Origin of the sequence: Kitasatospora sp. NPDC059795, from assembly GCF_042732175.1 — a bacterium.
Taxonomy (GTDB): domain Bacteria; phylum Actinomycetota; class Actinomycetes; order Streptomycetales; family Streptomycetaceae; genus Kitasatospora.
Genome location: NZ_JBHWID010000002.1, coordinates 482,603 through 506,649 on the forward strand (window position 1 = coordinate 482,603; position 24,047 = coordinate 506,649).

The window sequence follows — 24,047 nt, forward strand, 5'->3', positions numbered from 1 at the left end:
TCGAGTACGGCCCTTCGTCGTTCCCGTCCGCTACAGTCCTGTCCACATGTCAGGTCGGACACGACTTCAGGGGTGGGACATCAGCATGCGACGTCGTGCAGCAGGGCGGGCCGCGATCATCGCGCTCGCCGTCACGGGACTGGCCGCGGCCGTCCCCAACGCCTGGGCCGCGGGGGCGCAGCCGTCTGCGGGCCAGGGCACCAAGCAGGTCGACTACCAGGGCTTCCACGCCCGGGTACCCGCGGACTGGCCGGTCGTCGACCTCGCCGCCAACCCCCGCACCTGTGTCCGGCTCGACGTGAGCGCCGTCTACCTGGGCACCCCGGGCGCGGACCAGGACTGCCCGGCGCACATCGCGCCCGGCCGCTCCGACGGCCTGCTGATCCAGCCCGCGGTGGCCGGACGCACCCAGGGCACCGTGGTGCCCGGCCAGGCCGTGCCGCGGAGCGTCCTGGACGAGGCCGCCGCCGGGCATCAGATCCAGGCCCGGCTCGGCGCCGGCGGCCTTGAGGTGACGGCGAGTTACGCCACCGGCCCGGAGCAGGTCCGGCAGATCCTGGAGACCGCGAGCCTCGACGCCGGGGTCCGCGTCGCCGCGCCGGCCGCCCCCAAGGCCGCCGCCGCGACCGGCGCCCCGCGCACCGACGTCGCCGGGTACGGCTTCGACCGCTGCGCCGCGCCGTCGGACACCACCATGGCGGCCTGGGCGGCGAACTCCCCGTACCGGGGCACCAGCGTGTACCTCGGCGGGCCCGCGCAGGCCTGCGCCTCGCCCACGAAGAGCTGGGTGGACGCCCGCAACGCCGAGGGCTGGGGCTTCATGCCGCTGTACGTCGGCCGCCAGGCCTCCATCGGCAACCTGCTGGTCGACGCCGACCCGACGGTCGCCCGCCAGCAGGGCTCCGACGCCGCCGACGACGCGGTCGCCAAGGCCGCCGCCCTCGGCTTCCAACAGGGCTCGGTGCTCTACAGCGACATGGAGGGCTACGACTCCTCCGTCTACCGCGACCGGGTCGTCGCCTACCTGGCCGGCTGGACGGCGCGGCTGCACGGCAAGGGCTACCGCTCGGGCATCTACACCGGCGCCGCCAGCGGCGTGAAGGACCTCTCCGCCCGGTACAACGACAGCTCCTACCCGGAGCCCGACGTGCTGTGGGCCGCCGCCTGGAACTCGCACCACGACGTGACCGACGCCGGCATGGGCCTGCCCGCCGGCGCCGGCCAGTGGATGCCCGGCCGCCGCGGCCACCAGTACGCCGGCAACGTCACCGAGACCTACGGCGGCATCAGCCTGGGCATCGACGCCAGCTACCTGGACGTCACCTCGCCCGCCTCCGGCAACTCCCTCCAGCCCGGCCGGCGCCTCGCCTCCGGCCAGAGCATCAGCAGCGACGCGGTCACGCTGACCATGCAGACCGACGGCAACCTGGTCGCCTACCTGAAGGTCGGCGGCGGCCGCGCCCTGTGGGGCACCAACACCTACGGCAACCCCGGCGCGTACGCCGTGATGCAGGACGACGGCAACCTGGTCGTCTACCGCAGCAACGGCGGCCCCGGCAACGACGGCGCGCTGTGGGCCAGCAGCACCTCCGGCGGCGGCGCGTACGCCACCGTGCAGGACGACGGCAACGTGGTGGTCTACCGCCGCGGCGGCGGGCCGGGCACCGGCGGCGCGCTGTGGGCCACCGGCACCTCGGCCTTCCCGTCCAAGATCGGCTCCGGGCAGCGCCTGTACAGCAACCAGTGGACCCAGTCGGCGACCGTCCGGCTGGTCATGCAGGACGACGGCAACCTGGTGCTCTACCGCCGCAGCGACGGCGCCGCGATCTGGTCCACCAACACCTGGGGCAACGCCGGCGCGTACCTCTCCGTGCAGCCCGACGGCAACATGGTGATCTACAAGGCCGGCAGCACCACCGCCGCCCTGTGGAGCACCGCCACCTGGGGCAACACCGGGGCGTACGCCCTGCTCCAGGACGACGCCAACTTCGTGATCTACACCCAGAACGGCGGCCCGTCCACCGGCGGCTCGCTCTGGGCCAGCGGCACCTCGGGCCGCGGCTGACCGGCCGCCACCCCCGGACACGGCCGAGGGCCGCACCCCCGCTCTGCGGCGGGGGTGCGGCCCTCGGGTCGTTCCGGCGTCGGCCTAGAAGTCGTCGTCGAAGGAGACCGAGCCCTCGACGGCGACCTGGTACGCGGAGACCCGGCGCTCGAAGAAGTTGGTCAGCTCCTGGACGTTCTGCAGCTCCATGAACCCGAACGGGTTGGTCGAGCCGTAGCGGATCGGCAGGCCGAGCCGGGCCAGGCGCTGGTCGGCGACGGCCTCCAGGTACTGGCGCATCGACTCGGTGTTCATGCCGGGCAGGCCGTCGCCGCAGAGGTCCTGGGCGAACTGGAGCTCGGCCTCGACGGCCTCCTCCAGCATCTCGGTGACCTGCTGGGCCATCTTGTCGTCGAAGAGGTCGGGCTCCTCCTCGCGGACGGTGTCGACCACCGAGAACGCGAAGTCCATGTGCATCGACTCGTCGCGGAACACCCAGTTGGTGCCGGTCGCCAGGCCGTGCAGCAGGCCGCGGCTGCGGAACCAGTACACGTAGGCGAACGCGCCGTAGAAGAACAGGCCCTCGACGCATGCCGCGAAGCAGATCAGGTTCAGCAGGAAGGCCCGCCGGTCCTCCTTGCTCTGCAGCGAGTCGATGTGGTCGACCGCGTTCATGTACTTGAAGCAGAACTGCGCCTTCTGCGCGATGGAGGGGATGTTCTCCACCGCGGCGAAGGCCGCGTTGCGGTCCTCCGGGTCGGGCAGGTAGGTGTCCAGCAGCGTCAAGTAGAACTGGACGTGCACGGCCTCCTCGAACAGCTGCCGCGACAGGTAGAGCCGCGCCTCCGGCGAGTTGATGTGCTTGTAGAGGCTCAGCACCACGTTGTTCGAGACGATCGAGTCACCGGTGGCGAAGAACGCGACCAGCCGGCCGATCATGTGCCGCTCGCCCTCGGAGAGCTTGGCGAGGTCGGCGACGTCGGAGTGCAGGTCCACCTCCTCGACGGTCCAGGTGTTCTTGATCGCGTCCCGGTACCGGTCGTAGAACGACGGGTAGCGCATCGGACGCAGGGTCAGCTCGAAGCCCGGGTCGAGCAGCATCTTCTTCTGGTCTTCGGAGCTCATTACTGGCACGCCTCGCAGGACTCGGGGTTCTCCAGGGAGCAGGCGATGGCGTCCTGCTCGGCCTGGCTGAGGGTCGGGGTCTGCACCGGCACCGGGGCGGCGGTGCGGGCGGTGCCCGACGCGGCCTGCGCGATCCGGGTCGCCGGACGGGACCGCAGGTAGTAGGTGGTCTTCAGACCGACCTTCCACGCGTAGGCGTACATCGAGGAGAGCTTGCCGATGGTCGGCGCCGCCATGAACAGGTTCAGCGACTGGCTCTGGTCGATGTACGGCTGCCGGGCGGCGGCCAGGTCGATCAGCGCGCGCTGCGGCAGCTCCCACGCGGTGCGGTACAGCGAACGGACGCTCTCCGGCAGCCACTTGAAGTCCTGCACGGAGCCGTTGGCCTCGCGCAGCGAGTCCCGGGTCTGCTGGTCCCAGACGCCGAGCTCCTTCAGCTCGCGCACCAGGTACGGGTTGACCTGGAGGAACTCGCCGGACAGGGTCTCGCGCTTGAACAGGTTGGACACCTGCGGCTCGATGCACTCGTAGACGCCGGCGATGGACGCGATGGTCGCGGTCGGCGCGATGGCCAGCAGCAGCGAGTTGCGCAGGCCGGTCTCGGCGATCCGGGCACGCAGCGCGTCCCAGCGGCCGGTCCACTGCGGGGCGGCCGCACCGCTGTGCTGGTCTTTAAAGAAATGGTCGATGTGCAGCTGGCCGCGGGCCGCGCGGGTCTCGCCGTACGCCTCGTGGCGGCCGAACTGCTCGGCCAGGTCCGCGGAGCGCTCGTACGCGGTGAGCATGATGCGCTCGGAGATCAGCGTGGACAGCTGCTTCGCCTCGGCGGAGTCGAAGTCCAGCCGCAGCTTGAAGAAGACGTCCTGCAGGCCCATCACGCCGAGGCCCACCGGGCGCCAGCGGGAGTTGGACGTCCCGGCCTCGGTGGTCGGGTAGAAGTTGATGTCGATCACGCGGTCGAGGAAGGTCACCGCGGTGCGCACGGTGGCGTCCAGGCGGTCCCAGTCCATGGCGTTGACCAGGTCGTCGGCGGTGGCGCCCGGGGCGACGTGCGCGCCCAGGTTGACCGAGCCCAGGTTGCAGACCGCGGTCTCGGAGTCGTCGGTGACCTCCAGGATCTCGGTGCACAGGTTCGAGGAGTGCACCGTGCGGCCCGGCAGCGCGGTCTGGTTGGCGGCCCGGTTGGAGGCGTCCTTGAAGGTCATCCAGCCGTTGCCGGTCTGCGCCAGGGTGCGCATCATGCGGGCGTACAGGGTCTGCGCGGGGATGGTGCGCACGGCCTTGCCGGCCAGCTCGGCCTTGCGGTACGCCTCGTCGAAGTCGGCGCCCCACAGGTCGACCAGCTCGGGCACGTCCGCCGGGGAGAACAACGACCAGTCCTCGTTGGCGTTGACGCGGCGCATGAACTCGTCCGGGATCCAGTGCGCCAGGTTCAGGTTGTGGGTGCGCCGGGCCTCTTCGCCGGTGTTGTCGCGGAGCTCCAGGAACTCCTCGATGTCGGCGTGCCAGGTCTCCAGGTACACGCAGGCCGCGCCCTTGCGCCGTCCGCCCTGGTTGACCGCCGCCACGGAGGAGTCCAGGGTGCGCAGGAACGGGACGATGCCGTTCGACTTGCCGTTGGTGCCGCGGATCAGCGAGCCGCGGGAGCGGATCCGCGAGTAGGACAGGCCGATGCCGCCGGCGTGCTTGGACAGCCGGGCGATCTGCGCGTACCGGTTGTAGATCGAGTCCAGGTTGTCCAGCGGCGAGTCCAGCAGGTAGCAGGAGGACATCTGCGGGTGCCGGGTGCCGGAGTTGAACAGCGTGGGGGAGCTGGTCAGGTACTCCAGGCGGCTCATCAGCTTGTAGAGCTCGGCCACCTCCAGCACCGACTGCTCGGAGGTGCCGACCGCCAGGCCCGCCGCGACGCGCAGCAGGAAGTGCTGCGGGGTCTCGACCACCTTGCGGGTGATCGGGTGGCGCAGCAGGTAGCGGGACTGCACGGTGCGCAGGCCGAAGTACTCGAAGCGGTCGTCGCCGGAGGCGTCGATCAGCGAGTCGAACAGCTCGGTGTGCGCGGCGACGAACTCGGCGGTGGCGTCACCGATCAGGCCCTCGGCGTGGCCGACGGCGATCGAGGCGGAGAACGAGGTGACGCCCTGGGTGGCGGCCTCGTCGGCGATCTCCATCGCCAGCAGGCGCGCGGCCAGCTTCGAGTACTGCGGGTCCTCGGCGATCATCGACGCGGCGGCCTCCACGGCCAGCCCGCGCAGCTCGGCGAAGTCCGAACCGGCGTGGCGGCCGCGCAGCGCGGCGGCGGCGACGTGGCCGGGGTCCACCTGGGGGAGGTCGGTGCTGCGGTCGGTGAGCAGCCGAAGCAGCGCCGCACCGGGGTCGGTGAAGGCGTCGGCGGAACCCTGGGACGGCAGGGTGACTGAGGCGGCGACGGTCAAGGCGCACTCTCTCCTGTGGCGGCGACGGACGTGGATCGAGGTGTCCGGTGGCACACGGGAGGACAGGGGAGGACGGCACGCCGAAACGCTCGATCGGCGCGCGAAAGACCCACCCCCGGCCCGCCCGCGAGGCCGGACGGCAAAGCTGTGCTGCATGGCGTCTGCGGGGATGCCGTGTCGCACACCGTCGGCAGGTCCTCGGACTGCGCGGGCGTCGCTACAGCCCGCTCACCGTTGCGGGGCAGTCCCGGATTTGCACCGGGTTCCCCTGCTTCGACAGCGAGTCGAGCATACATGTTGTGGCGGCTGGAGCTGGCGGCACCAGATGTAGTAGCCGCGTGTCGCGGCGTGGTGCCGCGCGTAGACAACGGGAACCACGCCGGAGAGGCCTCAGAACCGCATCGTGTAGACCATCAGGTCCACCCCGGGGGCCGGCGCCCAGTCCCGTTCCGGGGTCCGGACGAAGCCCAGAGCATCGTAGATCCGATGCGCGGCGGTCATCGTCGGCCGGGTGGAGAACGCCATCCCGGCCAGTCCGAGTTCCCGGCTGCGGTCGATCGCCGCGGACACCAGCGCCCGGCCGACGCCGCGCCCGCGGGCCGCCGTGCCGACCGCCAGCATCCGGATCTCACCCTCGTCCGGACGCGCGATGTCCGCCCACGGGTTGCCGCCCGCGGCGAACGTCACACTGCCGAGCACCGAGCCGCCGGCGCGGTCGACGGCGACCAGCACCTCGGCCTCCCGGTTGCGCCGGGCGGCGTCCCGCAGGAGCTCGACGTAGTCGGACCCGGGGCGGGTGTGGCCGTCGCCGACGAAGGCTTCGACGGTGACCTCCGCGGCTCCGGCGAGGTCGTGGTCGAGGGCGCGGCGGACGAGCGTGACGCGGTCGGTCGGGGAGTGCATCCGGACAGTGTGCCGGACCGCTCCCGGCGCGGATCGGCCAGGTCCGGGTCGAACGGCCCGCCGAGATGGCAGGAATGCGCCTTTGCCGCGAAATCCTGCCAGTGCCATGCTGGGCGGATGCTGAGCAACGTCGCGGTGATCGTGCTGGAGCAGATCCACCCCTTCGAGCTGGGCGTGGCCAGTGAGATCTTCGGTCTGGACCGCAGCGACAGCGGCCTGCCGGCGTACGAGTTCGGCCTGGTCGGCGACCGGCCCGGCCCGATGCGCACCCACGCCGGCTACGACGTCCACGTGCCGTACGGCCCGGAGCGGATCGCCGAGGCCGACCTGGTGATCGCCACCGCCACCGGCATCCGCCCGCACTACCCCGAGGCGCTCGTCGAGGCGCTGCGGGCCGCGCACGACCGCGGCGCCCAGCTGCTGTCGATCTGCTCCGGCAGCTTCCTGCTCGGCGCCGCGGGCCTGCTCGACGGCCGCCGCAGCACCACGCACTGGAAGTACGTCGACGTGCTGGCCGAGCGCTTCCCGCTGACCACCGTCGAACCCGACGTGCTGTACGTGGACGACCACCCGGTGATCACCTCGGCCGGCACCGCCGCCGGCATCGACGCCTGCCTGCACCTGGTGCGCAAGGTGCAGGGCGCGGAGGTGGCCCGGGAGATCGCCCGCCGGATGGTGGTCGCCCCGCACCGCGACGGCGGGCAGGCCCAGTTCATCAACCGCCCGCTGCCCGAGGGCGCCGGCGACTCGCTGGCCGGGACCCTGGAGTGGATGCGCCGCCACCTCGACCGGGAGACCAGCGTGGACGACCTCGCCCGGCACGCCCACATGTCCCCGCGGACCTTCGCCCGGCGCTTCCAGCAGGAGACCGGCACCACCCCGCACCGCTGGCTCACCGGCCAGCGGGTGCTGTTCGCGCAGCGCCTGCTGGAGTCCACCGGCGAGAGCGTCGACGCGGTCGCCGCCCGCTGCGGCTTCGGCAACGCCGCCACCCTGCGGCACCACTTCGGCCGCCGACTCGGCACCACCCCGCAGGCCTACCGGCGGGCCTTCGGCGGCCCCGGCCGGACGGCCGCGCTCCGCGCGGTCTGACGGACGCTCAGGACAGGTGCTCGGTCTCGTTCCAGCCGGCAGGCCGCAACCGGCCCTCGCGCGCCCGCCACACGCTGGTCGAGCAGTTGGCCACCGGCGGCAGCGCCAGCAGCTCCTCCTCGCCCAGCCGGTCCAGCACGTGACGCAGCATCAGCACCGTGCAGTCGTGCGCGACCAGCAGCACCGGCCGGCCCGCCTCCTCCTCGCCCAGGTCGCGCAGCACACCGCGCACCCGCAGCGCCACGTCCAGCCAGGACTCGCCGCCGGGCGGCCGGTAGTACAGCTCGCCCATCCGCCGGCGGCGCTCCGCCTCGGCCGGGTGGTCGCGCTCGATGGCGGCCTTGGTGAGCATCTCCAGCACGCCCAGCTCACGGTCGCGCAGCCGCTCGTCCCAGCGGATCGGCAGGCCCACCGGGACGGCGCCCAGCCCCGACGCCTGGGCCAGGGCGATTCTCGCGGTCTCCGCGGTGCGCACGTACGGGGAGCACCACACCGAGCGGGGCCGGTCGGCCGGTGGCAGGGCGGCCCACCAGCGGCCCAGGTCGGTGGCCTGGGCCTGGCCGCGCAGCGACAGCGGGATGTCGGCGTCCCGGCAGGTGATCGGGACGGTCAGCGCGCCCGTGGCGTCCGCGTGCCGGAACTCCACGTTGGCGGTCGACTCGCCGTGCCGGGTGGCGATCAGCACCGACGGCAGCCGCCGCCCGCCGTCGGCCTGGGTGCGGTGCCCGTTGCGTACCGTGGTGAGGTCGGTCATTGGCGGTGGCTCCCCGTTGTCGGTGCTGCGTCGGTGGTTCTCGTCTCTCCCCGGTCTCTCCCGAAAAGCGCTGTCATAACAGATGATCGCGCCGTCACCCCAGTGTCGATCGAGGCAACGGCGCGACCCAAGGGCGCATGCGGGGGGTGGTTGCGCCCCCGCACGCGTCAGTGCGCCAGCGTGGGCTGCGGGGCCTGCTTCACGGCCTCGTCACCGGCCTCCGCGGAGTAGTCGGCCTTCGAGGTCTCGTCGGTCCCCTCGGGGGCCTTCAGGGCCCGCAGCACCAGCGTCAGCAGCACCGCGACGACCAGGTTCAGCGCGAACCCGGTCAGGCCGATGTAGCCGACCTGCCCGAGCACCGGGATCTCCGCGGCCGACCCGCCGAAGTGCTTGGTCGCCGCCGACGAGATCCCGTACGCCTTCCAGGTGCCGTACGCCATGCCGACCGCCCAGCCGGCCAGCAGCGCCCAGCGGTGGAACCAGCGGGTGAACAGGCCCGCCACCAGCGCCACCGCGGTCTGCAGGATCCACACGCCGCCCAGCAGCTGCATGTTGATCGCCGCCTGCTTGTCCATCACCAGCACGAACGCCAGCGCGCCGACCTTCACCAGCAGCGAGGCGATCTTCGCCACCCGGGTCTCGTCGGCCGGCGTCGCCTCCGGCTTCAGGAACTCCTTGTACACGTTGCGGGTGAACAGGTTCGCCGCCGCGATCGACATGATCGCCGCCGGCACCAGCGCACCCACCCCGATCGCCGCGAACGCCACGCCCGTGAACCAGCTCGGGAACATGTCCGCGAACAGCTGCGGCACCGCCAGCTGCGCGTTGAACTTCTTGTCGCCCCGGCTCACCCCGGCGGCGATCGCCATGAAGCCCAGCAGCGCCAGCAGGCCCAGCATCAGCGAGTACGTCGGCAGGATCGCCATGTTGCGGCGCACCGTGTTCCGGGACTTCGCCGCCAGCACGCCCGTCACCGAGTGCGGATACATGAACAGCGCCAACGCCGACCCGAACGCCAGCGTCGCGTACTGCCACTGCGAGGCCGTCGCGATGATCAGCGACCCCGTCGGCTTCGAGCCGTCCGCCGGCGGGGCGAACTTGTGCGCCGCCGCGTCGAAGATGTGCCCGTAGCCGCCCAGCCGCATCGGGATGTAGATCACCGCCACCAGGATCACCACGTAGACCAGGGTGTCCTTGACGAACGCGATCAGCGCCGGCGCCCGCAGACCCGACGAGTACGTGTACGCCGCCAGCACGCCGAACGCCACGAACAGCGGCAGGTCCTGCAGGAACCAGTTGCCGCTGCCGCCCAGGCCCAGCACCGACAGCACCGCCTGGATGCCCACCAGCTGCAGCGCCACGTACGGCATGGTCGCCAGGATGCCGGTCAGCGCCACCGCCACCGACAGCCCGCGCGAACCGTACCGGCCGCGCACGAAGTCCGCCGGAGTCACGTAGCCGTGCACCCGCGACACCGACCACAGCCGGGGCAGGATCAGGAACACCAGCGGGTACGCGACGATCGTGTACGGCACCGCGAAGAAACCCGCCGCGCCCGTCGCGTACACCGCGGCCGGCACCGCGATGAACGTGTACGCCGTGTACAGGTCGCCGCCCAGCAGGAACCAGGTGACCCAGGTGCCGAAGTTCCGGCCGCCCAGACCCCACTCGTGCAGGTGCTGCGCATCGTCCGCCTTGCGCCAGCGCGCGGCCATGAAGCCCATCACGGTGACCACGACGAAGAACAGCAGGAAGACCGTCATCGCGGTCCAGTCCACGTGCTTCACGACTGCTCACCCCCGCCCGGCTGCGCCGGAACCGGCGCCGAACCGGCCGAGGCGGCCCGGCGGGCCGCCTCGTCACGGCGCAGCAGCAGGTACGCGGAGGTGGTGAACACCGCCGACACCGGCACCCACATCAGCTGGTACCAGTAGAAGAACGGCATACCGCCGAGCGACGGCTCGGCCTTGGCGTACGAGGGCACCCACAGCACCACCACGATCGGCACCAGCAGGCACAGGCCCGCCAGCACCCGGGCGGGAGAGACCGCGGGCAGCGCGCCCGCGGATGGCGATTGAGACGACACGAGCGGCTCCCGGATGACGAGGAGTCACCTCACTGGCGCCGCACCGCACATCGCTGTGCGTCCGCCGAGCAGCACCTTCGGTGATCGAAAGGTCTCCGCGAGAGTAGGGCAGGGGAGTGACTTGTGTCACTACCCTGTCAACTACGCGTTACTCGGGCCGCTGCAGCCTGGTGGTGCTGTGCTTGTCCGGGAGCTGCGAAGGACGGCTATTCGGGCCGCTGCAACCTGGTGGTGAACTTGTACCTGTCCCCGCGGTAGATCGACCGCACCCACTCCACCGGCGCGCCGTCCGCGTCGAAGGAGTGCCGGGAGAGCTGGAGCATCGGCAGGCCGAGGTCGGAGCCGAGCAGGCCGGCCTCGCGCGGGTTGGCGAGGGTGGTCTCGATGGTCTCCTCGGCCTCCGCGACCGTCACGCCGTAGACCTCGCGCAGCGCGGTGTAGAGCGAGTTGTGCTTGGCGAGGTTGCGGCGGAGCGCGGGGAAGCGCTTGGCCGACAGGTGCGCCACCTCGATGGCCATCGGGTCGCCGTTCGCGAGCCGCAGGCGCTCGATCCGCAGGACGCGCCCGCCGGGTTTGATGTCCAGCAGCGGGGCGAGCCGCTCGTCGGCGGAGATGTACGCGACCTCGACCAGCCGGGAGGTCGGTTCCATGCCCTGGGCGCGCATGTCCTCGGTGTACGAGGTCAGTTGCAGGGCCTGCGCGACCTTCGGCTTGGCGACGAAGGTGCCCTTGCCCTGGATGCGCTCCAGCCGGCCCTCGACCACCAGCTCCTGCAGGGCCTGCCGGACGGTGGTGCGGGAGGTGTCGAACTGGGCGGCGAGCGCCCGCTCCGGGGGCACCGGGGTGCCGGCCGGCTGGGTCTCGGTCAGTTGCAGCAGGTGCCGCTTCAGGCCGTAGTACTTCGGCACCCGGGCCGTGGTGGTGGCAGGGCCGGTCTGGGTCGGCACCGTGGAGCCCTCGGCGAGCGCCGAATCCCTGTCGCCACTCATGGCAGCTCTCACTCCTCGTTGGAGGTGGTCCTTAACGGACCCCTAAGTCCTATGTAACAGCACATGTTTGCACGCGCGGGGAAGCCTGCGGGACGGCTGGGGTCAAACCGGCATGCGACGGGCCCGGAACGGAGCGCGTGGCGCCCGTCCGGGCCCGTACCCGAGTGTCTCAGCCCGCGGTGGCCGCAGTCACCGCGAGTCCGGCCAACGCCTCCGCCGCGGCGATCGCGCAGACCCGCGAACCGCCGTACGTGGCAAGGGTGGTGACGCCGGACGGGGCGAACAGTTCGGCCAGCCCGTGGCCGGTGCCGATCTCCACCACGACGGCGTCCGGGCGGTGCTCCACCAGGGCGAGCGCGGCCCGGCGCATCCAGGAGTGGCGGTGCACGTCGCGCACCACCAGCACCAGCGGACGGCCCACCGCGGCGCCGAGCAGCGGGGCGGTGTCGATCTCGGCGTCCTCGGCGGCGACGGCCACGTGCAGCAGACCGGAGCCCTCGGTGACGGTGGCCGGCGGGGAGACCCGGCTGGAGGTGGTGCCGGGGACCAGCTCGGCCAGCGGGCCGGCCACGCCCCACGGGGTGTCGTCGCCGGCCGCGATGTTCGCGCCGGGGGAGAACTCGACCACGTGCGGGATCCCGCCCAGCGGGCGCAGCCCGCCGGTGACCCGCAGCGCGCGGCGGGCGGCGACCAGGCCGACGCCGACCTCGCCCTGCCGGCCGACCAGCGACGCCCGCAGGTCGGCGGACCAGCGGGCCACCGTCCGGTTGCGCTCGGCGGCCTCGTGCAGGCGCTCGGCGGACAGCCGGCCCTCGCGGACCGCCCAGACCAGCGCGTCGCGCAGGTACACGAAGGCGTCCTCGTCCTGCAGGCCGCCGCCGACGCAGATGGTGTCGGCGCCGGCCGCGATCGCCCGGACCGAGCCGGCCGCGACGCCGTGGGTGCCGGAGATGGCGCCCATCTCGATGCCGTCGGTGACGATCAGCCCGTCGAAGCCGAGCTCCTCGCGGAGCAGGCCGGTGAGGATGCGCTGCGACATGGTGGCGGGCAGCTGGGCGTCGTAGGCGTCGAACAGGATGTGCGCCGTCATGATGCTCTTCACGCCGGCCGCGATGGCGGCCTTGAAGGGCAGCAGGTGCTGGCCGAACTGGTCGGCGGCCAGGTCGATCCGGGGCAGCCCGAGGTGCGAGTCGCCGGCGGTGTCGCCGTGGCCGGGGAAGTGCTTGGCGCAGGCCGCGACGCCCGCGGACTGCAGGCCGCGGACGTACGCGGCGGTGTGCCGGGCCGCCAGGTCGCCGTCGCCGCCGAAGGCGCGGACGCCGATCACCGGGTTGTCGGGGTTGGAGTTGACGTCCGCGTCCGGCGCGTAGTCGAGGTTCACGCCGACGGCGGCCAGGTCGAACCCGATCGAGCGGGCGACCCGCTCGGTGAGGTCGGTGTCGTCGACCTCACCGAGCGCCAGATTCCCCGGGTACGACGAGCCGCTCGTCACTTCGAGGCGGGTGACGTCGCCGCCCTCCTCGTCGGTGGCGACCAGCAGGTCGCCGTTGAGCGCGTACATCTCGGCGGTCAGCGCGGCGACCTGCTGCGGGGTGCGGATGTTGCGGCCGAACAGGGCGACGCCGCCGAGTTCGCCGTCGCCCAGTCTGCGGCGCAGCCACTCGGGCGCGGTCAGACCGGCGAAGCCGGGCTGCAGGACCGCTCCGGCGTCGCGCAGGAGCGAGGCGCTTTCCGTACCGGGCATCGCCATGGTTCCTTCCCTGGGGGTGGAGGTGCTTCAGGTGCGATCGGGGGGTGTGGAAGGGGACTCAGCCCTTGACCGCACCGGCGGTGAGACCCGCCGACACCTTCTTCTGGAAGAACACGAACAGGATGATCACGGGCAGCGAGACCAGCAGGCCGCCGGCCATCTGCGAGCCGTAGTCCGCACCCCGGGTCGGGGTGGTCGAGTAGAAGGTCAGCCACATCATCGAGGTCTTGGCGCCGCTGCTGGCGAGCAGCGTGTTGGCGACGATGAACTCGTTCCACGCCTGGATCCAGCTGTAGACACCGGTGGTGATCAGGCCGGGCAGGGTGAGCGGCAGGATGACGCGGAAGAACGCGCCCCACTGGGTACAGCCGTCGACCATGGCGGCCTCGTCCAGTTCCGCCGGAATGTTCACGATGAAGGAGCGCAGCGTCCAGATCACGTACGGCACGGTGAAGACCAGGTACGCGAGGATCACACCGAACAGCGAGCCGGTCATGCCGGCCTTGTTCATCACCACGAACAGCGGAATGATGATCGCCAGCAGCGGCACCATCTGGACCACCAGCATGGTGACGATGAAGAAGCTGCGGCCGCGGAACTTGAACCGGGCCACCGCCACGGCGGCGAGGAAGCCGACGGCCAGGCCGAGCAGCATGGCGCCGACCGTGATGATCAGGGTGTTCTGCAGCGAGGGCAGGAACTCCTTGTCATCGAAGATGGTCTTGTAGCTGTCGAACGAGAAGGCCGACGGCCAGAAGGTCGGGTCCTGGGAGATCAGGTCCTTGTTCGTCTTGAACGTGGTGAGGATCATCCAGTAGATCGGGAAGGCCATCACCAGGGCCACGCCCATGGCGACGGTGTTCCAGACCCCCGTCATGACGGGGTTGCGGCCGATGGTGCGGACCTTGGCCTTCTTCTGCTTCTTCGGCTTTGCGGCCTCGGGCGCCAGTGGCGTCCCGGACGGGTGCGTGGTCGTCGCGGTCATCGCTCGTTGGCTCCGATCTTCAGCATCTGGCGGATGTAGTACACGAGGACCGCCAGCATCATGAGGATCATGACGATCGAGATCACCGAGCTCTCGCTGTAGCGCGAGCGGACGATGCCGTTCATGTACAGGTAGGTGCCGATGGTCCAGTAGCCGGGCTCGGGCGAGGCGTTGCGCAGCGCGTAGATCTGCGCGAAGACCTGGAAGTCCCAGATGAAGCTCAGCGCGGCGGAGATCATCAGGAACGGCCGGATGACCGGGATGGTCACGTGCCGGAAGACCTGGAAGCCGGAGGCGCCGTCCAGGCGGGCGGCCTCGGTCAGCTCGACCGGGACCTGGGTCAGCGCGGCGTACAGGCCGAGGACCAGGAACGGTAGTGCGCCCCAGATGATGACCGCGGCGCCGACCACGTACAGGCCGACCGTCGGGTCGGCGAACCAGTCGTAGTGCTTCCAGGTCTCGTCACCGGTGACCAGGAAGGCCAGGTAGTCGACCACGCCGCCGTTGGAGGAGAACAGCCAGCGGAACACCTGGCCGTTGACCAGCGCGGGGATCGCCCAGACGAACATCATCACGGTGATGACGGTGACCCGGGCCCAGTTGGACACCCGGTTCAGGAGCAGCGCGATCAGCATGCTCAGCACCAGCGAGAGGACGACCAGCTCGGCGGTGAAGTAGATGGAGCGGAGCACGACCTCCCAGAACTGGTGGTCGCTGAGGATGTTGGAGTAGCCGTCGAACCCGATGTACTTCGCCAGAGAGGGGTTGACCAGGTACGCGTACCGGTTGACGTTCTGGAACGACAGGTCGAACAGTCTGAAGATCGGATACGCCAGAACGCCCACCAGCACGACGATGGCGGGCAGCAGGAGGGCGTAGGGGATGTACTGGCCGGCCGCGAAGAATCCGCGGCGCTGCGGCTTCCCCACCGGGGCAGGCCCCGACTTTCCGGACCGGGTCACGGTCTCGTTCGTAGTCACACTCATCAGGGTCCTTCCCGGGCCCGCGGTTCTGATCGGTCCTGGCGCACGGGTGGGCAGTCCGCGCGATCGCGGACTGCCCACCCCCTTCATCGGCGCTCAGTGCGGTGGTCCGCCCGGGAGCGGACTCCCGGGCCGACTGCGGAACAGCTGGGTCAGCCGTTCAGGTCCTTGACGATGGTCTCCTGGGCCTTCTTGAGCTCGGCGGCCGCGTCTCCGCCGGAGGCGATCGCACCGAAGGCGGTCTTCAGCGCGGTCTCGTCGGCGCCGGACCACAGCGGCGAGTTCGGGATGAACCAGGTCGCGCCCTCGGCCGCGTCACCGGCCGCCTTGTTGGTCGGGTCGGCGGCCTTGTAGGCGGCGACCAGGTTCTTGGCGTTCGGGATCGCGAACTTGGCGAGCGCGGTCTGCTGCGCGGTGTTGGTGTAGATCTGCAGGAAGGTCGCGCCCAGGCCGGCGTTGGCGGCCTTGGCCGGAACGGCCAGGTCGGAGCCGCCGAGGAAGGCCGGGGTCGGGGAGCCGGCCGCAGCGCCCGGGAGGGCGATGGTGGCGAGCTTGTCCTTCAGCGCCGGGTCACCGGTCTTCGGGTCGGCGACGGAGGAGACCTCCCAGCCGTTGCCGATGATGGCGGCGATGTTGCCCTTGGCCATCAGCGCGTCCTGGGTGGCCTCGTCAGTGGTGGTGCCACCGACCGAGTACTCCTTCTGCAGGTCGTTCCAGGTCTTGACGCCCTCGATGAACTTCGGGTCCGTCAGGTTGCCGGTCCACTTCTCGCCGTCCTTCTTGGCGATGACACCCTTGACACCGAACTGGCCGGCGCCGAAGGAGACCGCCGAGTACCAGTTCTGGCCCGGCATGTAGAGCGCGGAGAAGTTCGGGACGTTGGCGTTGGCGGCCTTGACCTTGGTCAGGGCGTCCTTCAGCTCGGCCAGGGTGGTCGGGGCCTGGGCGACACCGGCGGCCTCGAACAGGTCCTTGCGGTAGATCAGGACGCGGGCGCCGGCGTAGTACGGCACGGCGTAGGTCTTGGAGCCGTCGGGCGACTGGCCGGAGGCGGCCAGCGAGTCCAGCCACTTGTCCGAGTTGTCGAACTGGCTCTTGACCCCGGTCAGGTCGGCGAAGGAGCCGGCCTCGATGTACTTGGCGACCTGGGTGTTACCGAGCTCCAGTGCGTCCGGGCCACCGGCAGCGGCCAGGGCGGTGTCGAGCTTGGTGGTGTAGTTGGTCCAGGTCTGCCACTGGATGTCGACCTCGGCGCCGGTCTGGGCGGTGAACTCCTTCTTCGCCGCCTCGACGACGTCCGGCCAGCCCTTCTGGGCGTCCTCCATCAGCCAGACGGTGATCTTCTTGCCCTTGCCGTCCTTGCTCAGCGCGAAGCCCTTGCTGTCGCCACCGCCGGAGCTGGACGAAGACGAGGAGCAAGCCGAGGCGACCAGCACGGTGGCAATAGCGGCCACGGCTGCGATCTTGCGGTTCAAACCATCCTCCAGAGGGATGAGCAAGGTGAGGCACCGGGCCGCCGGGCCATGGGCCCTGAAGCTGCGTCGTGCCGTTTGGGGGAACGTCACCGGATGACACGGACGCGAACTGCCGGGGCAGGCGGGCCGATCCGTGAGGTGGAGTAGACCATTGGTTTAGACCAACGCCTGGAGATTGGCATGGACCAATGACGAGCGTCAAGGGATCGAAGAGTGCATGCACAAGCCGTTATCAACGCTTGACTCGGCCGTGTTGGACTGGACCAAGTCGGGGGCGGATCCGGATATGGCGGGACGAATCGGCCATCCCGGAACCTTCGCCTCCGGTTGCTCAACGTGGCCTGAAGTGCACCTTAAGTGAGCCTTAAGCGGCATACCCGGCCCGGTATTGACGTGAGCGGGGCAGAACCGGCAACGGATCGACAACAAGCGGGACTTGTAATCATCACGTGCGTTGACGGTGCAATTGGTCTAAGCCAGTATCCGAAGCGCTGGTCTGTACCACTCGCGCAGACCTCCCCGCACCACATTCGGAGGATTCGCGTGAAGCGTCAGGTACTGGCCACGCTCGGCACTGCCGTCCTGCTGGCCACCGCCGTCGGCTGCTCGTCCGGCGGGAAGTCGGCCGCCCCCGCCGGCGCGGTCGACCCGAAGAGCGTCACCGGCACCGTCACGGTCTGGCTGATGGACGACGCGCAGAAGAGCTGGCCGGAGCTGGTGCAGCAGGTCAACGACGAGTTCGGCGCCAAGTACCCGAACGTCCAGCTGAAGCTCAGCTACCACACCTGGAAGGACAAGATCGCCGAGCTGGACGCCGCGATCGCCGCCAACCAGGTGCCCGACGTGGTCGAGCTCGGCAACACCGAGACCACGAAGTACATGGTCAACGGGGCGCTGGCAGGACTCGACCGGACCGATTTCGACAACTCCGACAACTGGATCAAGGGTCTCGCCGACACCTGCACGTACAACCAGAAGCTCTACTGCGTTCCCTACTACGCGGGCGCTCGGGTCGGCGTCTACAACGCGAAGATGTTCCAGGACGCCACCGGTTCCGCGAGCCTGCCGCAGACCGAGGAGGAGCTGACCGCCGCCCTCGACAAGGTCGCCCTGCGCTACAAGAGCACCCCCGGCTTCTCCGCGCTCTACCTGCCCGGCCCCTACTGGTACGCCGCGATGTCCTACGTCACCGCGTACGGCGGCTCGATCGCCAAGTTCGACTCCGCCGGCATCTGGCACGGCACCCTGCACGACACCAAGTCGCAGGCCGGCCTCCAGCACTTCGTCAACCTGGTGAAGACGTACAACAAGGGCGATCTGAAGGTCAACGAGGCCAAGCAGGCCGGCGTGCTCGGCCACGAGAAGGCCGCGCTGATCTACGCCAACGGCTGGGAGCTGAGCGACGCCATCGCGCCGATCACCGGCACCCCGGCGCTCAAGGACTCGCTGAAGATCGTCACCATGCCCGGCCCGAACGGCAAGCCGCTGCCCTCCTTCATCGGCGGCTCCGACCTCGCCGTCACCGCGAAGTCGCAGAACGCCGCGGCCGCCGTCGACTGGGTCCGGATGTTCACCAGCACCAAGTCCCAGCAGGTGCTCGCCGACAAGGACACCCTGCCCAACAACCTCACCCAGCTGGCGCCGCTGAAGAACAAGCCCGCCACCGCCGCGGCCGCCAACGCCGTCCAGGACGCCTGGTTCACCCCGGCCGCCCCCGGCTGGGGCGCGGTCGAGAAGCAGAACGTCCTGGTGAACATGCTCGACGCGATCTTCAAGGGCAAGAGCGTCGACGACGCCACCAAGGAAGCCGACGCACAGATCGACCAGCTGATCAACAATCCGTCCTGATCCGATTTCCGTGGACCGGGTGCCGACGCACGGCCCCCGGTCCACGTAGGATCGGCACAGCACAGTTCCACTGCAGCGAGGGTGCGGTCTCGCCGCCGTTCAAGAGGTCCCCGTCGGGCGTCCCGCCCCACGGGGTAGATCCATCTCTCCACGGAGGCACACCCCGATGTCCGACCCGCAGACTGTTTCCGTACCCGGCAGGATCATGTCGGCGGAGATGGCCGAGCAGCCGGCCGTCCTGCAGCGCATCCTCGACGAGGGCGCGCCGGCGATCCGTGAGATCGCCACGCAGATCGCCGCCCGCAACCCGCGGTTCGTCCTGCTCACCGCCCGCGGCACCTCCGACAACGCCGCGCTGTACGCCAAGTACCTGATCGAGGTCCTGCTCGGCAAGCCCGCCGGCCTCACCTCGATGTCCACCACCACCGCCTACGGCGCCAAGCCGGACCTCACCGACTGCCTGGTCATCACCGTCAGCCAGTCCGGTGGCTCGCCCGACCTGGTCGCCTCCACCAAGGCGGCCCGCGAGGCCGGCGCGATCACCCTGGCGGTCACCAACAACGCCGGCTCGCCGCTCGCCGAGGTCTCCGAGTTCCACATCGACGTGCTGGCCGGGCCGGAGAAGGCCCTGCCCGCCACCAAGACCTACACCGCCGAGCTGCTCGCGCTGTACCTCTTCGTCGAGGGCCTGCGCGGCAACGACGGCTCCGCGGCGAAGGTCCTGCCGGAGCTGGCCGCCGGCATCCTGGCCCGCCAGGCCGAGGTCAAGGCGCTCGCCGAGCGCTACCGCTTCGCCCAGCGCCTGGTCATCACCTCGCGCGGCTACGGCTACCCGACCGCCCGCGAGGCAGCGCTGAAGCTCATGGAGACCACCTACATCCCGGCCTCCCCGTTCTCCGGCGCCGACCTGCTGCACGGCCCGCTGGCCATGGTCGACAACGTCTCCCCGGTCATCGCGATCGTCCCCGACGGCCGCGGCGGCGAAGCCCTGCAGCCGGTCCTCGACCGCCTGCGCGGCCGGGGCGCGGACCTCGTCGTGGTCGGCCGGCAGGACCAGGTCGACGCCGCGAGCGCCGGCTTCGCCCTGCCCGGCGGCGTGCCCGAGGAGGTCCAGCCGATCCTGGAGATCCTCCCGCTCCAGCTCCTCGCCTACGAGGTCACCATCGCCCGCGGCCAGGACCCGGACGCGCCGCGCGCTCTCGCGAAGGTCACCGAGACGCACTGACGCCTGCTGCACGAAAGGCCGCTCCCACGAGAAGTCGGTGGGGGCGGCCTTTTTTTGGGAGGGGGTGGGCTGTGGAGTGCGAAGACCGGGGGAGTGCGAAGCCCGGGGAGGCGCGCGCGGGCGCGTGGGTTCGCGTCCTTGCAGCCTTTCGGAAAACACTACGGGCCACGGCGCCGACACAGGACCCTCAACCTGTGCGGCACCGCAGCCCGGAGCTGTATGTCGGAGGCGGGTGTCGGCCGAGAGTTGTGCGGGACTCTCGAACGACGCCTCCGACCGCGGAGCGGCCTCGCGCGGTCAGGGCAGTTGCGCGGGGGGCCTCTCCTTGGTGCACTTTCATTGTGGACTAGACCAATCCGCGTTGTCCAGGGGCTCCCCCCGATTGGTCTGGACAACGTGGGCCGTGACGGTCGGAGATACGCTCACGGTGTGCCCTCGCTGAACGAACTCGTCCGCCGCCACACCACCCTCACCGGTGCCGATGTGGAGTGGCTGCATCTGCTGGTCTCGGAGTGGCAGTTGCTCTCCGACCTGTCCTTCGCCGACCTGGTGCTGTGGATCCCCACCTGGGACGGCATCCGCTACGTCTCGGTGGCCCAGATGCGGCCCAACACCGGCCCGACCTCGTACCAGGACGACATGGTCGGCCACCTGGTGCCCCGGGGGCGGCGGCCGCTGCTGGACGCCGCGTACGACGAGGGGCGGATCGTCCGGGAGGGCGACCCGGAGTGGCGGGAGGAGGTGCCGGTGCGGGTGGAGTCCATCCCGGTGCGACGGGAGGGCAAGGTGCTGGGCGTGATCGCCCGGAACACCAACCTGCTGACGGTGCGCACCCCGAGCCGGCTGGAGCTGACCTACCTGCAGAGCGCCTCCGACCTGGCGCAGATGATCGCCGCCGGCACCTTCCCGTTCCCGGGCGCCGAGCAGACCGACATGGACGCCGCGCCGCGGGTCGGCGACGGCCTGATCCGGCTGGACGCGGAGGGCGTGGTGACGTACGCCAGCCCGAACGCGCTGTCGGCGTACCACCGGCTCGGACTGACCACCGACCTGGTGGGCAGTCATCTCGGCCAGGCCACCGCCGAGTTGGTGCCGCCGAACCGTGGCAAGGTGCACGAGTCGATGGTGAAGATGGCCAGCGGCTGGGCGCCCCGGCAGACCGAGGTGGAGGCGCAGGGCGGCGTGGTGACCCTGCGGACCATCCCGCTGAAGCCCAAGGGGACGCCCACCGGTTCGCTGGTGCTCTGCCGCGACGTCACCGAACTCCGGCGTCGTGACCGCGAGTTGATGACCAAGGACGCCACCATCCGGGAGATCCACCACCGGGTGAAGAACAACCTCCAGACGGTCGCGGCACTGCTGCGGCTGCAGTCCCGCCGGATGGACTCCGACGCCGGCCGGGCCGCGCTGGACGAGGCGGTGCGCCGGGTCGGCTCGATCGCCATCGTGCACGAGACGCTGTCGCAGGCGCTGGACGAGCAGGTGACGTTCGACGAGATCGCCGACCGGGTGCTGGCGATGGTGATGGAGCTGTCCCAGGACGGCCGGGTGTCGGCCCGCCGCAGCGGCTCGTTCGGCATCCTGTCCGCCGAGGTGGCCACCCCGCTGGCGATGATCCTCACCGAGCTGACCCAGAACGCGCTGGAGCACGCGTTCGGCCCGTCCGCCTCCGGCAACCTGGAGGTGAGCGCGCTGCGCGGGCGTGCGCCGGTCGGCGGCAAGGGCTGGTCGGACAGCTGGAACAGCGGGGCGCGGCCGGAGGAGTACCTGCTGATCACCGTGCAGGACGACGGCCGGGGCATGCCGGAAGGCTTCGACCCGCAGCAGGCCGGCAACCTGGGCCTGCAGATCGTCCGCACCCTGGCCACCGGTGAACTCGGCGGCAGCTTCGACATGGTGGCCGCGCCCGGCGGTGGCACCAAGGTGGTGCTGGAGATCCCCGTCCGCTGACGGCAGGTCGGGAAGAGAAACGAGGCCCTGCCGACCGGGGGGGTGGGTCGGCAGGGCCTCTCAACCCGGTCCGGCCGTCGGGGGGAGTCGGCCGGAACGGGGGCTCTGGTGCGGCGCGACGCCCGCCTCGTGTGTGTTGCACACGGTGAGCGCCACAGGTCCACAATATTGCTCTAAGTGAACAGTATCAAGTGCCTGGGCGGCTCGCGTCGTCGGCCCCGCCGCTGGAGCGGGGCCCGTTCGGGAAGGCTCGGCCGACCGAATGCGGCCGAACCCTTGATCATGGGTTGATCTGTAAGGCTTCTGACGGTGTGTCAGGCGGTGCGGGCGCGGTTGCGGGCGGCGCGGCGCTTCATCGCACGACGCTCGTCCTCGCTCATGCCGCCCCAGACGCCGGCGTCCTGGCCGGTCTCGAGCGCCCACTGCAGGCACTGCTCCATCACGGGGCAACGGCGGCACACGGCCTTGGCTTCCTCGATCTGCAGCAGAGCAGGACCGGTGTTCCCGATCGGGAAGAACAGCTCCGGGTCCTCTTCGCGGCAGACAGCGCGGTGGCGCCAGTCCATGGTCGTCCAACTCCTCCGGTCGACAGGCGGTGGCCCGCGACTCACTCGTACGGCTTGTGAATGTGAACGCTTTCACGAATCCCGCAACAGCAAAAGGGACCAAAGGCCCACCGGGCCCGGGAGGTCTTTGCTGAGAGGGGTTCGGCGATTCGAGGGACTCTGCCGCGATGTCGTCTGCGGTGTGTCCCGATCGCCATGTAGAGGTTCGCAAACCTCGAAGCCGGATACAACCCCCTTCGGCAAGAAATTTTTGATTCTTCGGTGTCGCCTACCTCACAGGCAGTACTTCTATGGAGTGAAGGGGCTCGCACGTTCGAGTGCAAGGTGAAGACCCCCTTCTGGTCACACAATCACACGCAGTGCCCGCCGTACGCCTGTGAAACTGACGCGACTCCTGTCTCCAAGGTGGTCCCCGTCGACCTGAAACGGCACAGGTTCCTGTGAAACCAAGGTGAAGTGCCTGACGTCGTGATAGGAGACGAGATGCTTCCCGGCCGGGCCGGCGGGGTTCGCACCACCCTCTGCGGGGGCCTGTGGGCGCAGGATCTGACGGACCGTCCGGGCTGTGCGGAACGCCGTCATTCGAGTGATGCCGAAGATGTCCAGATCGGTCTCGAAGGACGCCGAGGGGGACGGAAAGACCGGACGGGAGCCCAGGAAAGTCCAGGGAGAGGTGTTGGAGACTATGGCCATCACCATGCCCGGAACCGGCTCGCGGCCGTTGATCTCCAGCGTGATCGGACCCGAACGGCGGTGTTCACGCTCGGTGACGTAGTGCCGCAGCGCCTCCATGACATAGAGCGCGTGAGTGGATTTGCGCCCCGCCCGGCGCTGACGCTCCACCCGGCCGACGACACCCGCGTCGAACCCCAGTCCGGCCGTGAAGGTGAACCAGCGGTCCGGCTCGCCGGCGGTCAGCGCCTTGCCCAGACCGATCGCGCGCTCCCTGTGGTGCTCCAACGCGTCCAGGAGTGCGCCGGTCGCCTCCACCGGGTCGTTCGGGAGCCCCAGCGCACGCGCGAACACATTGGTCGAACCACCCGGCACCACCGCCAGCCGCGGCACCCGCTCGCCCGGCCCGTGCGCCAGCAGGCCGTTCACGGTCTCGTTCACGGTGCCGTCGCCGCCCAGCGCCACCACCAGGTCCACCGTGCCGTCCTCGGCCGCCTGACGGGCCAGATCGCCCGCGTGGCCCCGGTACTGGGTCTCCGCGACGTCCAGCTTCAGGTCGCTGCGCAGGGCATGGATCAGGACGTCCCGGGTCCGGCCACTGGTGGTGGTCGCCTTCGGGTTCACGACCAGGAGAGCGCGCATGGCGATCAGCCTACGACCCGTCCGACACAAGACGACCGTTACCCTGGCCCGGTGACCGCTGAAACCGCTCCCGCCACCGCCACCGCACCCGACCGGCCCGTCCCGCTGCTCGTGGGCGCGGGCATCACCGCGCTCGAAGGCGCGGCGATGGCGGGCTGGGGGATCTACGACCTGATCTCCGGCTTCGCCGGCTCGGGCGCCGACTTCGGCCGCACCGAGATGGGCGGCATCGTGCTGCTGCTGATGGGCCTGCTGCCGCTGATGGCCGGCCGCGCCCTGCTGCGCGGCCAGAAGTGGGGCCGCAGCCCCGCCGTGCTCACCAACTCCATCTGCCTGCCGGTCGCGTACTACATGTGGCAGTCCGGCGGCGGCATGGTCGCCGTCGGCGCCGCGATCGGCGTCGTCGGCCTGATCGGCATCGTCTCGCTGCTCAACCCGCGGGTCACCGCGGTGCTGTACGGCGACCAGTAGACGCCCACCGGTAGGCGCACGACGACACGCAGGGCCCGCCCCCGGGTTCGGGGAC

19 protein-coding genes and 1 riboswitch are annotated in these 24,047 nt (G+C 70.3%); of the genes, 6 read left to right on the forward strand and 13 right to left on the reverse strand.

Translation table 11 applies throughout. The features are described 5' to 3' along the window. Positions 1–85: 85 nt before the first annotated feature. Complete coding sequence (locus tag ACFV4P_RS06135; RefSeq protein WP_380467834.1) at positions 86–2,065, forward strand: glycoside hydrolase domain-containing protein; 1,980 nt, start codon at positions 86–88, stop codon at positions 2,063–2,065. Between the two features lie 84 nt (positions 2,066–2,149). On the opposite strand, the gene ACFV4P_RS06140 is transcribed toward ACFV4P_RS06135, so the two are convergent. The 3 genes from ACFV4P_RS06140 to ACFV4P_RS06150 all read right to left on the reverse strand — a co-directional run bounded on the left by ACFV4P_RS06140 (position 2,150) and on the right by ACFV4P_RS06150 (position 6,504). After that, positions 2,150–3,169 carry a ribonucleotide-diphosphate reductase subunit beta gene (locus ACFV4P_RS06140; protein ID WP_073814376.1) on the reverse strand — a complete coding sequence of 340 codons (1,020 nt, stop codon included), beginning with the start codon at positions 3,167–3,169 and terminating at the stop codon, positions 2,150–2,152. Then, complete coding sequence (locus ACFV4P_RS06145) at positions 3,169–5,601, reverse strand: ribonucleoside-diphosphate reductase subunit alpha (RefSeq protein WP_380467836.1); 2,433 nt, start codon at positions 5,599–5,601, stop codon at positions 3,169–3,171. Before ACFV4P_RS06145 ends, ACFV4P_RS06140 begins: the two co-directional genes overlap by 1 nt. A 171-nt stretch (positions 5,602–5,772) precedes the next feature. Beyond that, positions 5,773–5,905, reverse strand: a riboswitch (cobalamin riboswitch). Positions 5,906–5,991: 86 nt separating this feature from the next. Beyond that, positions 5,992–6,504, reverse strand: a complete 513-nt coding sequence (locus ACFV4P_RS06150) for a GNAT family N-acetyltransferase (protein WP_380467838.1) — start codon at positions 6,502–6,504, stop codon at positions 5,992–5,994. A gap of 117 nt (positions 6,505–6,621) precedes the next feature. Here ACFV4P_RS06150 and ACFV4P_RS06155 point away from each other — a divergent pair, with 117 nt between their 5' ends. After that, positions 6,622–7,596, forward strand: a complete 975-nt coding sequence (locus ACFV4P_RS06155; protein ID WP_380467840.1) for a helix-turn-helix domain-containing protein — start codon at positions 6,622–6,624, stop codon at positions 7,594–7,596. 7 nt (positions 7,597–7,603) lie between these two features. Here ACFV4P_RS06155 and ACFV4P_RS06160 read toward each other — a convergent pair whose 3' ends face one another. From ACFV4P_RS06160 to ACFV4P_RS06195, 8 genes are all read right to left on the reverse strand, one after another. Further along, positions 7,604–8,350, reverse strand: coding sequence for a histidine phosphatase family protein (locus ACFV4P_RS06160; RefSeq protein WP_380467842.1), 747 nt, complete (start codon positions 8,348–8,350; stop codon positions 7,604–7,606). Positions 8,351–8,517: 167 nt separating this feature from the next. Then, complete coding sequence (gene mctP, locus ACFV4P_RS06165) at positions 8,518–10,113, reverse strand: monocarboxylate uptake permease MctP (protein ID WP_380468170.1); 1,596 nt, start codon at positions 10,111–10,113, stop codon at positions 8,518–8,520. A 20-nt stretch (positions 10,114–10,133) separates the two neighbouring features. Next, on the reverse strand, positions 10,134–10,436 hold the full coding sequence (locus ACFV4P_RS06170; RefSeq protein WP_380467844.1) for a DUF3311 domain-containing protein: 303 nt from the start codon (positions 10,434–10,436) through the stop codon (positions 10,134–10,136). 206 nt (positions 10,437–10,642) lie between these two features. Further along, complete coding sequence (locus tag ACFV4P_RS06175) at positions 10,643–11,425, reverse strand: GntR family transcriptional regulator (protein ID WP_073814367.1); 783 nt, start codon at positions 11,423–11,425, stop codon at positions 10,643–10,645. A gap of 169 nt (positions 11,426–11,594) precedes the next feature. Beyond that, positions 11,595–13,169, reverse strand: a complete 1,575-nt coding sequence (locus ACFV4P_RS06180) for a glycoside hydrolase family 3 protein (protein ID WP_380467846.1) — start codon at positions 13,167–13,169, stop codon at positions 11,595–11,597. Positions 13,170–13,233: 64 nt separating this feature from the next. Then, positions 13,234–14,160, reverse strand: a complete 927-nt coding sequence (locus tag ACFV4P_RS06185) for a carbohydrate ABC transporter permease (protein WP_380467848.1) — start codon at positions 14,158–14,160, stop codon at positions 13,234–13,236. Beyond that, positions 14,157–15,146, reverse strand: a complete 990-nt coding sequence (locus ACFV4P_RS06190; protein ID WP_380467850.1) for a carbohydrate ABC transporter permease — start codon at positions 15,144–15,146, stop codon at positions 14,157–14,159. The genes ACFV4P_RS06185 and ACFV4P_RS06190 overlap by 4 nt, the downstream gene beginning before the upstream one ends. Before the next feature lie 149 nt (positions 15,147–15,295). Beyond that, entirely contained in the window at positions 15,296–16,597 is a 1,302-nt protein-coding gene (locus tag ACFV4P_RS06195; RefSeq protein ID WP_380467852.1) for an extracellular solute-binding protein, read from the reverse strand. Between the two features lie 564 nt (positions 16,598–17,161). On the opposite strand from ACFV4P_RS06195, the gene ACFV4P_RS06200 reads away from it, so the two are divergent. The 3 genes from ACFV4P_RS06200 (at position 17,162) to ACFV4P_RS06210 (ending at position 21,641) form a co-directional block, all read left to right on the forward strand. Further along, positions 17,162–18,466, forward strand: a complete 1,305-nt coding sequence (locus ACFV4P_RS06200; RefSeq protein WP_380467854.1) for an extracellular solute-binding protein — start codon at positions 17,162–17,164, stop codon at positions 18,464–18,466. 166 nt (positions 18,467–18,632) lie between these two features. Continuing rightward, positions 18,633–19,691 (forward strand): SIS domain-containing protein, encoded by a 1,059-nt coding sequence (locus ACFV4P_RS06205; RefSeq protein WP_380467856.1) that lies wholly within the window; start codon positions 18,633–18,635, stop codon positions 19,689–19,691. Positions 19,692–20,120: 429 nt separating this feature from the next. Beyond that, the gene (locus tag ACFV4P_RS06210) at positions 20,121–21,641 is read left to right on the forward strand and encodes a sensor histidine kinase (RefSeq protein ID WP_380467858.1); all 1,521 of its coding nucleotides are present in this window, start codon (positions 20,121–20,123) and stop codon (positions 21,639–21,641) included. A 314-nt stretch (positions 21,642–21,955) separates the two neighbouring features. On the opposite strand, the gene ACFV4P_RS06215 is transcribed toward ACFV4P_RS06210, so the two are convergent. Both ACFV4P_RS06215 and ACFV4P_RS06220 read right to left on the reverse strand, forming a co-directional pair. Further along, on the reverse strand, positions 21,956–22,207 hold the full coding sequence (locus ACFV4P_RS06215; RefSeq protein WP_014138019.1) for a WhiB family transcriptional regulator: 252 nt from the start codon (positions 22,205–22,207) through the stop codon (positions 21,956–21,958). A gap of 342 nt (positions 22,208–22,549) precedes the next feature. Continuing rightward, positions 22,550–23,521, reverse strand: a complete 972-nt coding sequence (locus ACFV4P_RS06220; protein ID WP_380467860.1) for a diacylglycerol/lipid kinase family protein — start codon at positions 23,519–23,521, stop codon at positions 22,550–22,552. 51 nt (positions 23,522–23,572) lie between these two features. Here ACFV4P_RS06220 and ACFV4P_RS06225 point away from each other — a divergent pair, with 51 nt between their 5' ends. Next, on the forward strand, positions 23,573–23,992 hold the full coding sequence (locus ACFV4P_RS06225; protein WP_380467862.1) for a hypothetical protein: 420 nt from the start codon (positions 23,573–23,575) through the stop codon (positions 23,990–23,992). The last annotated feature ends 55 nt before the right edge of the window (positions 23,993–24,047 follow it).

Bases quoted from the DNA above. Each gene is read 5' to 3' on its own strand.
- ACFV4P_RS06215 (WP_014138019.1), bottom strand. From the start codon at position 22,207: ATGGACTGGCGCCACCGCGCTGTCTGCCGCGAAGAGGACCCGGAGCTG.
- ACFV4P_RS06190 (WP_380467850.1), bottom strand. From the start codon at position 15,146: ATGAGTGTGACTACGAACGAGACCGTGACCCGGTCCGGAAAGTCGGGG.
- mctP (WP_380468170.1), bottom strand. From the start codon at position 10,113: ATGACGGTCTTCCTGCTGTTCTTCGTCGTGGTCACCGTGATGGGCTTC.
- ACFV4P_RS06135 (WP_380467834.1), top strand. From the start codon at position 86: ATGCGACGTCGTGCAGCAGGGCGGGCCGCGATCATCGCGCTCGCCGTC.
- ACFV4P_RS06180 (WP_380467846.1), bottom strand. From the start codon at position 13,169: ATGCCCGGTACGGAAAGCGCCTCGCTCCTGCGCGACGCCGGAGCGGTC.
- ACFV4P_RS06205 (WP_380467856.1), top strand. From the start codon at position 18,633: ATGTCCGACCCGCAGACTGTTTCCGTACCCGGCAGGATCATGTCGGCG.
- ACFV4P_RS06175 (WP_073814367.1), bottom strand. From the start codon at position 11,425: ATGAGTGGCGACAGGGATTCGGCGCTCGCCGAGGGCTCCACGGTGCCG.
- ACFV4P_RS06185 (WP_380467848.1), bottom strand. From the start codon at position 14,160: ATGACCGCGACGACCACGCACCCGTCCGGGACGCCACTGGCGCCCGAG.
- ACFV4P_RS06155 (WP_380467840.1), top strand. From the start codon at position 6,622: ATGCTGAGCAACGTCGCGGTGATCGTGCTGGAGCAGATCCACCCCTTC.
- ACFV4P_RS06150 (WP_380467838.1), bottom strand. From the start codon at position 6,504: ATGCACTCCCCGACCGACCGCGTCACGCTCGTCCGCCGCGCCCTCGAC.
- ACFV4P_RS06140 (WP_073814376.1), bottom strand. From the start codon at position 3,169: ATGAGCTCCGAAGACCAGAAGAAGATGCTGCTCGACCCGGGCTTCGAG.
- ACFV4P_RS06160 (WP_380467842.1), bottom strand. From the start codon at position 8,350: ATGACCGACCTCACCACGGTACGCAACGGGCACCGCACCCAGGCCGAC.
- ACFV4P_RS06220 (WP_380467860.1), bottom strand. From the start codon at position 23,521: ATGCGCGCTCTCCTGGTCGTGAACCCGAAGGCGACCACCACCAGTGGC.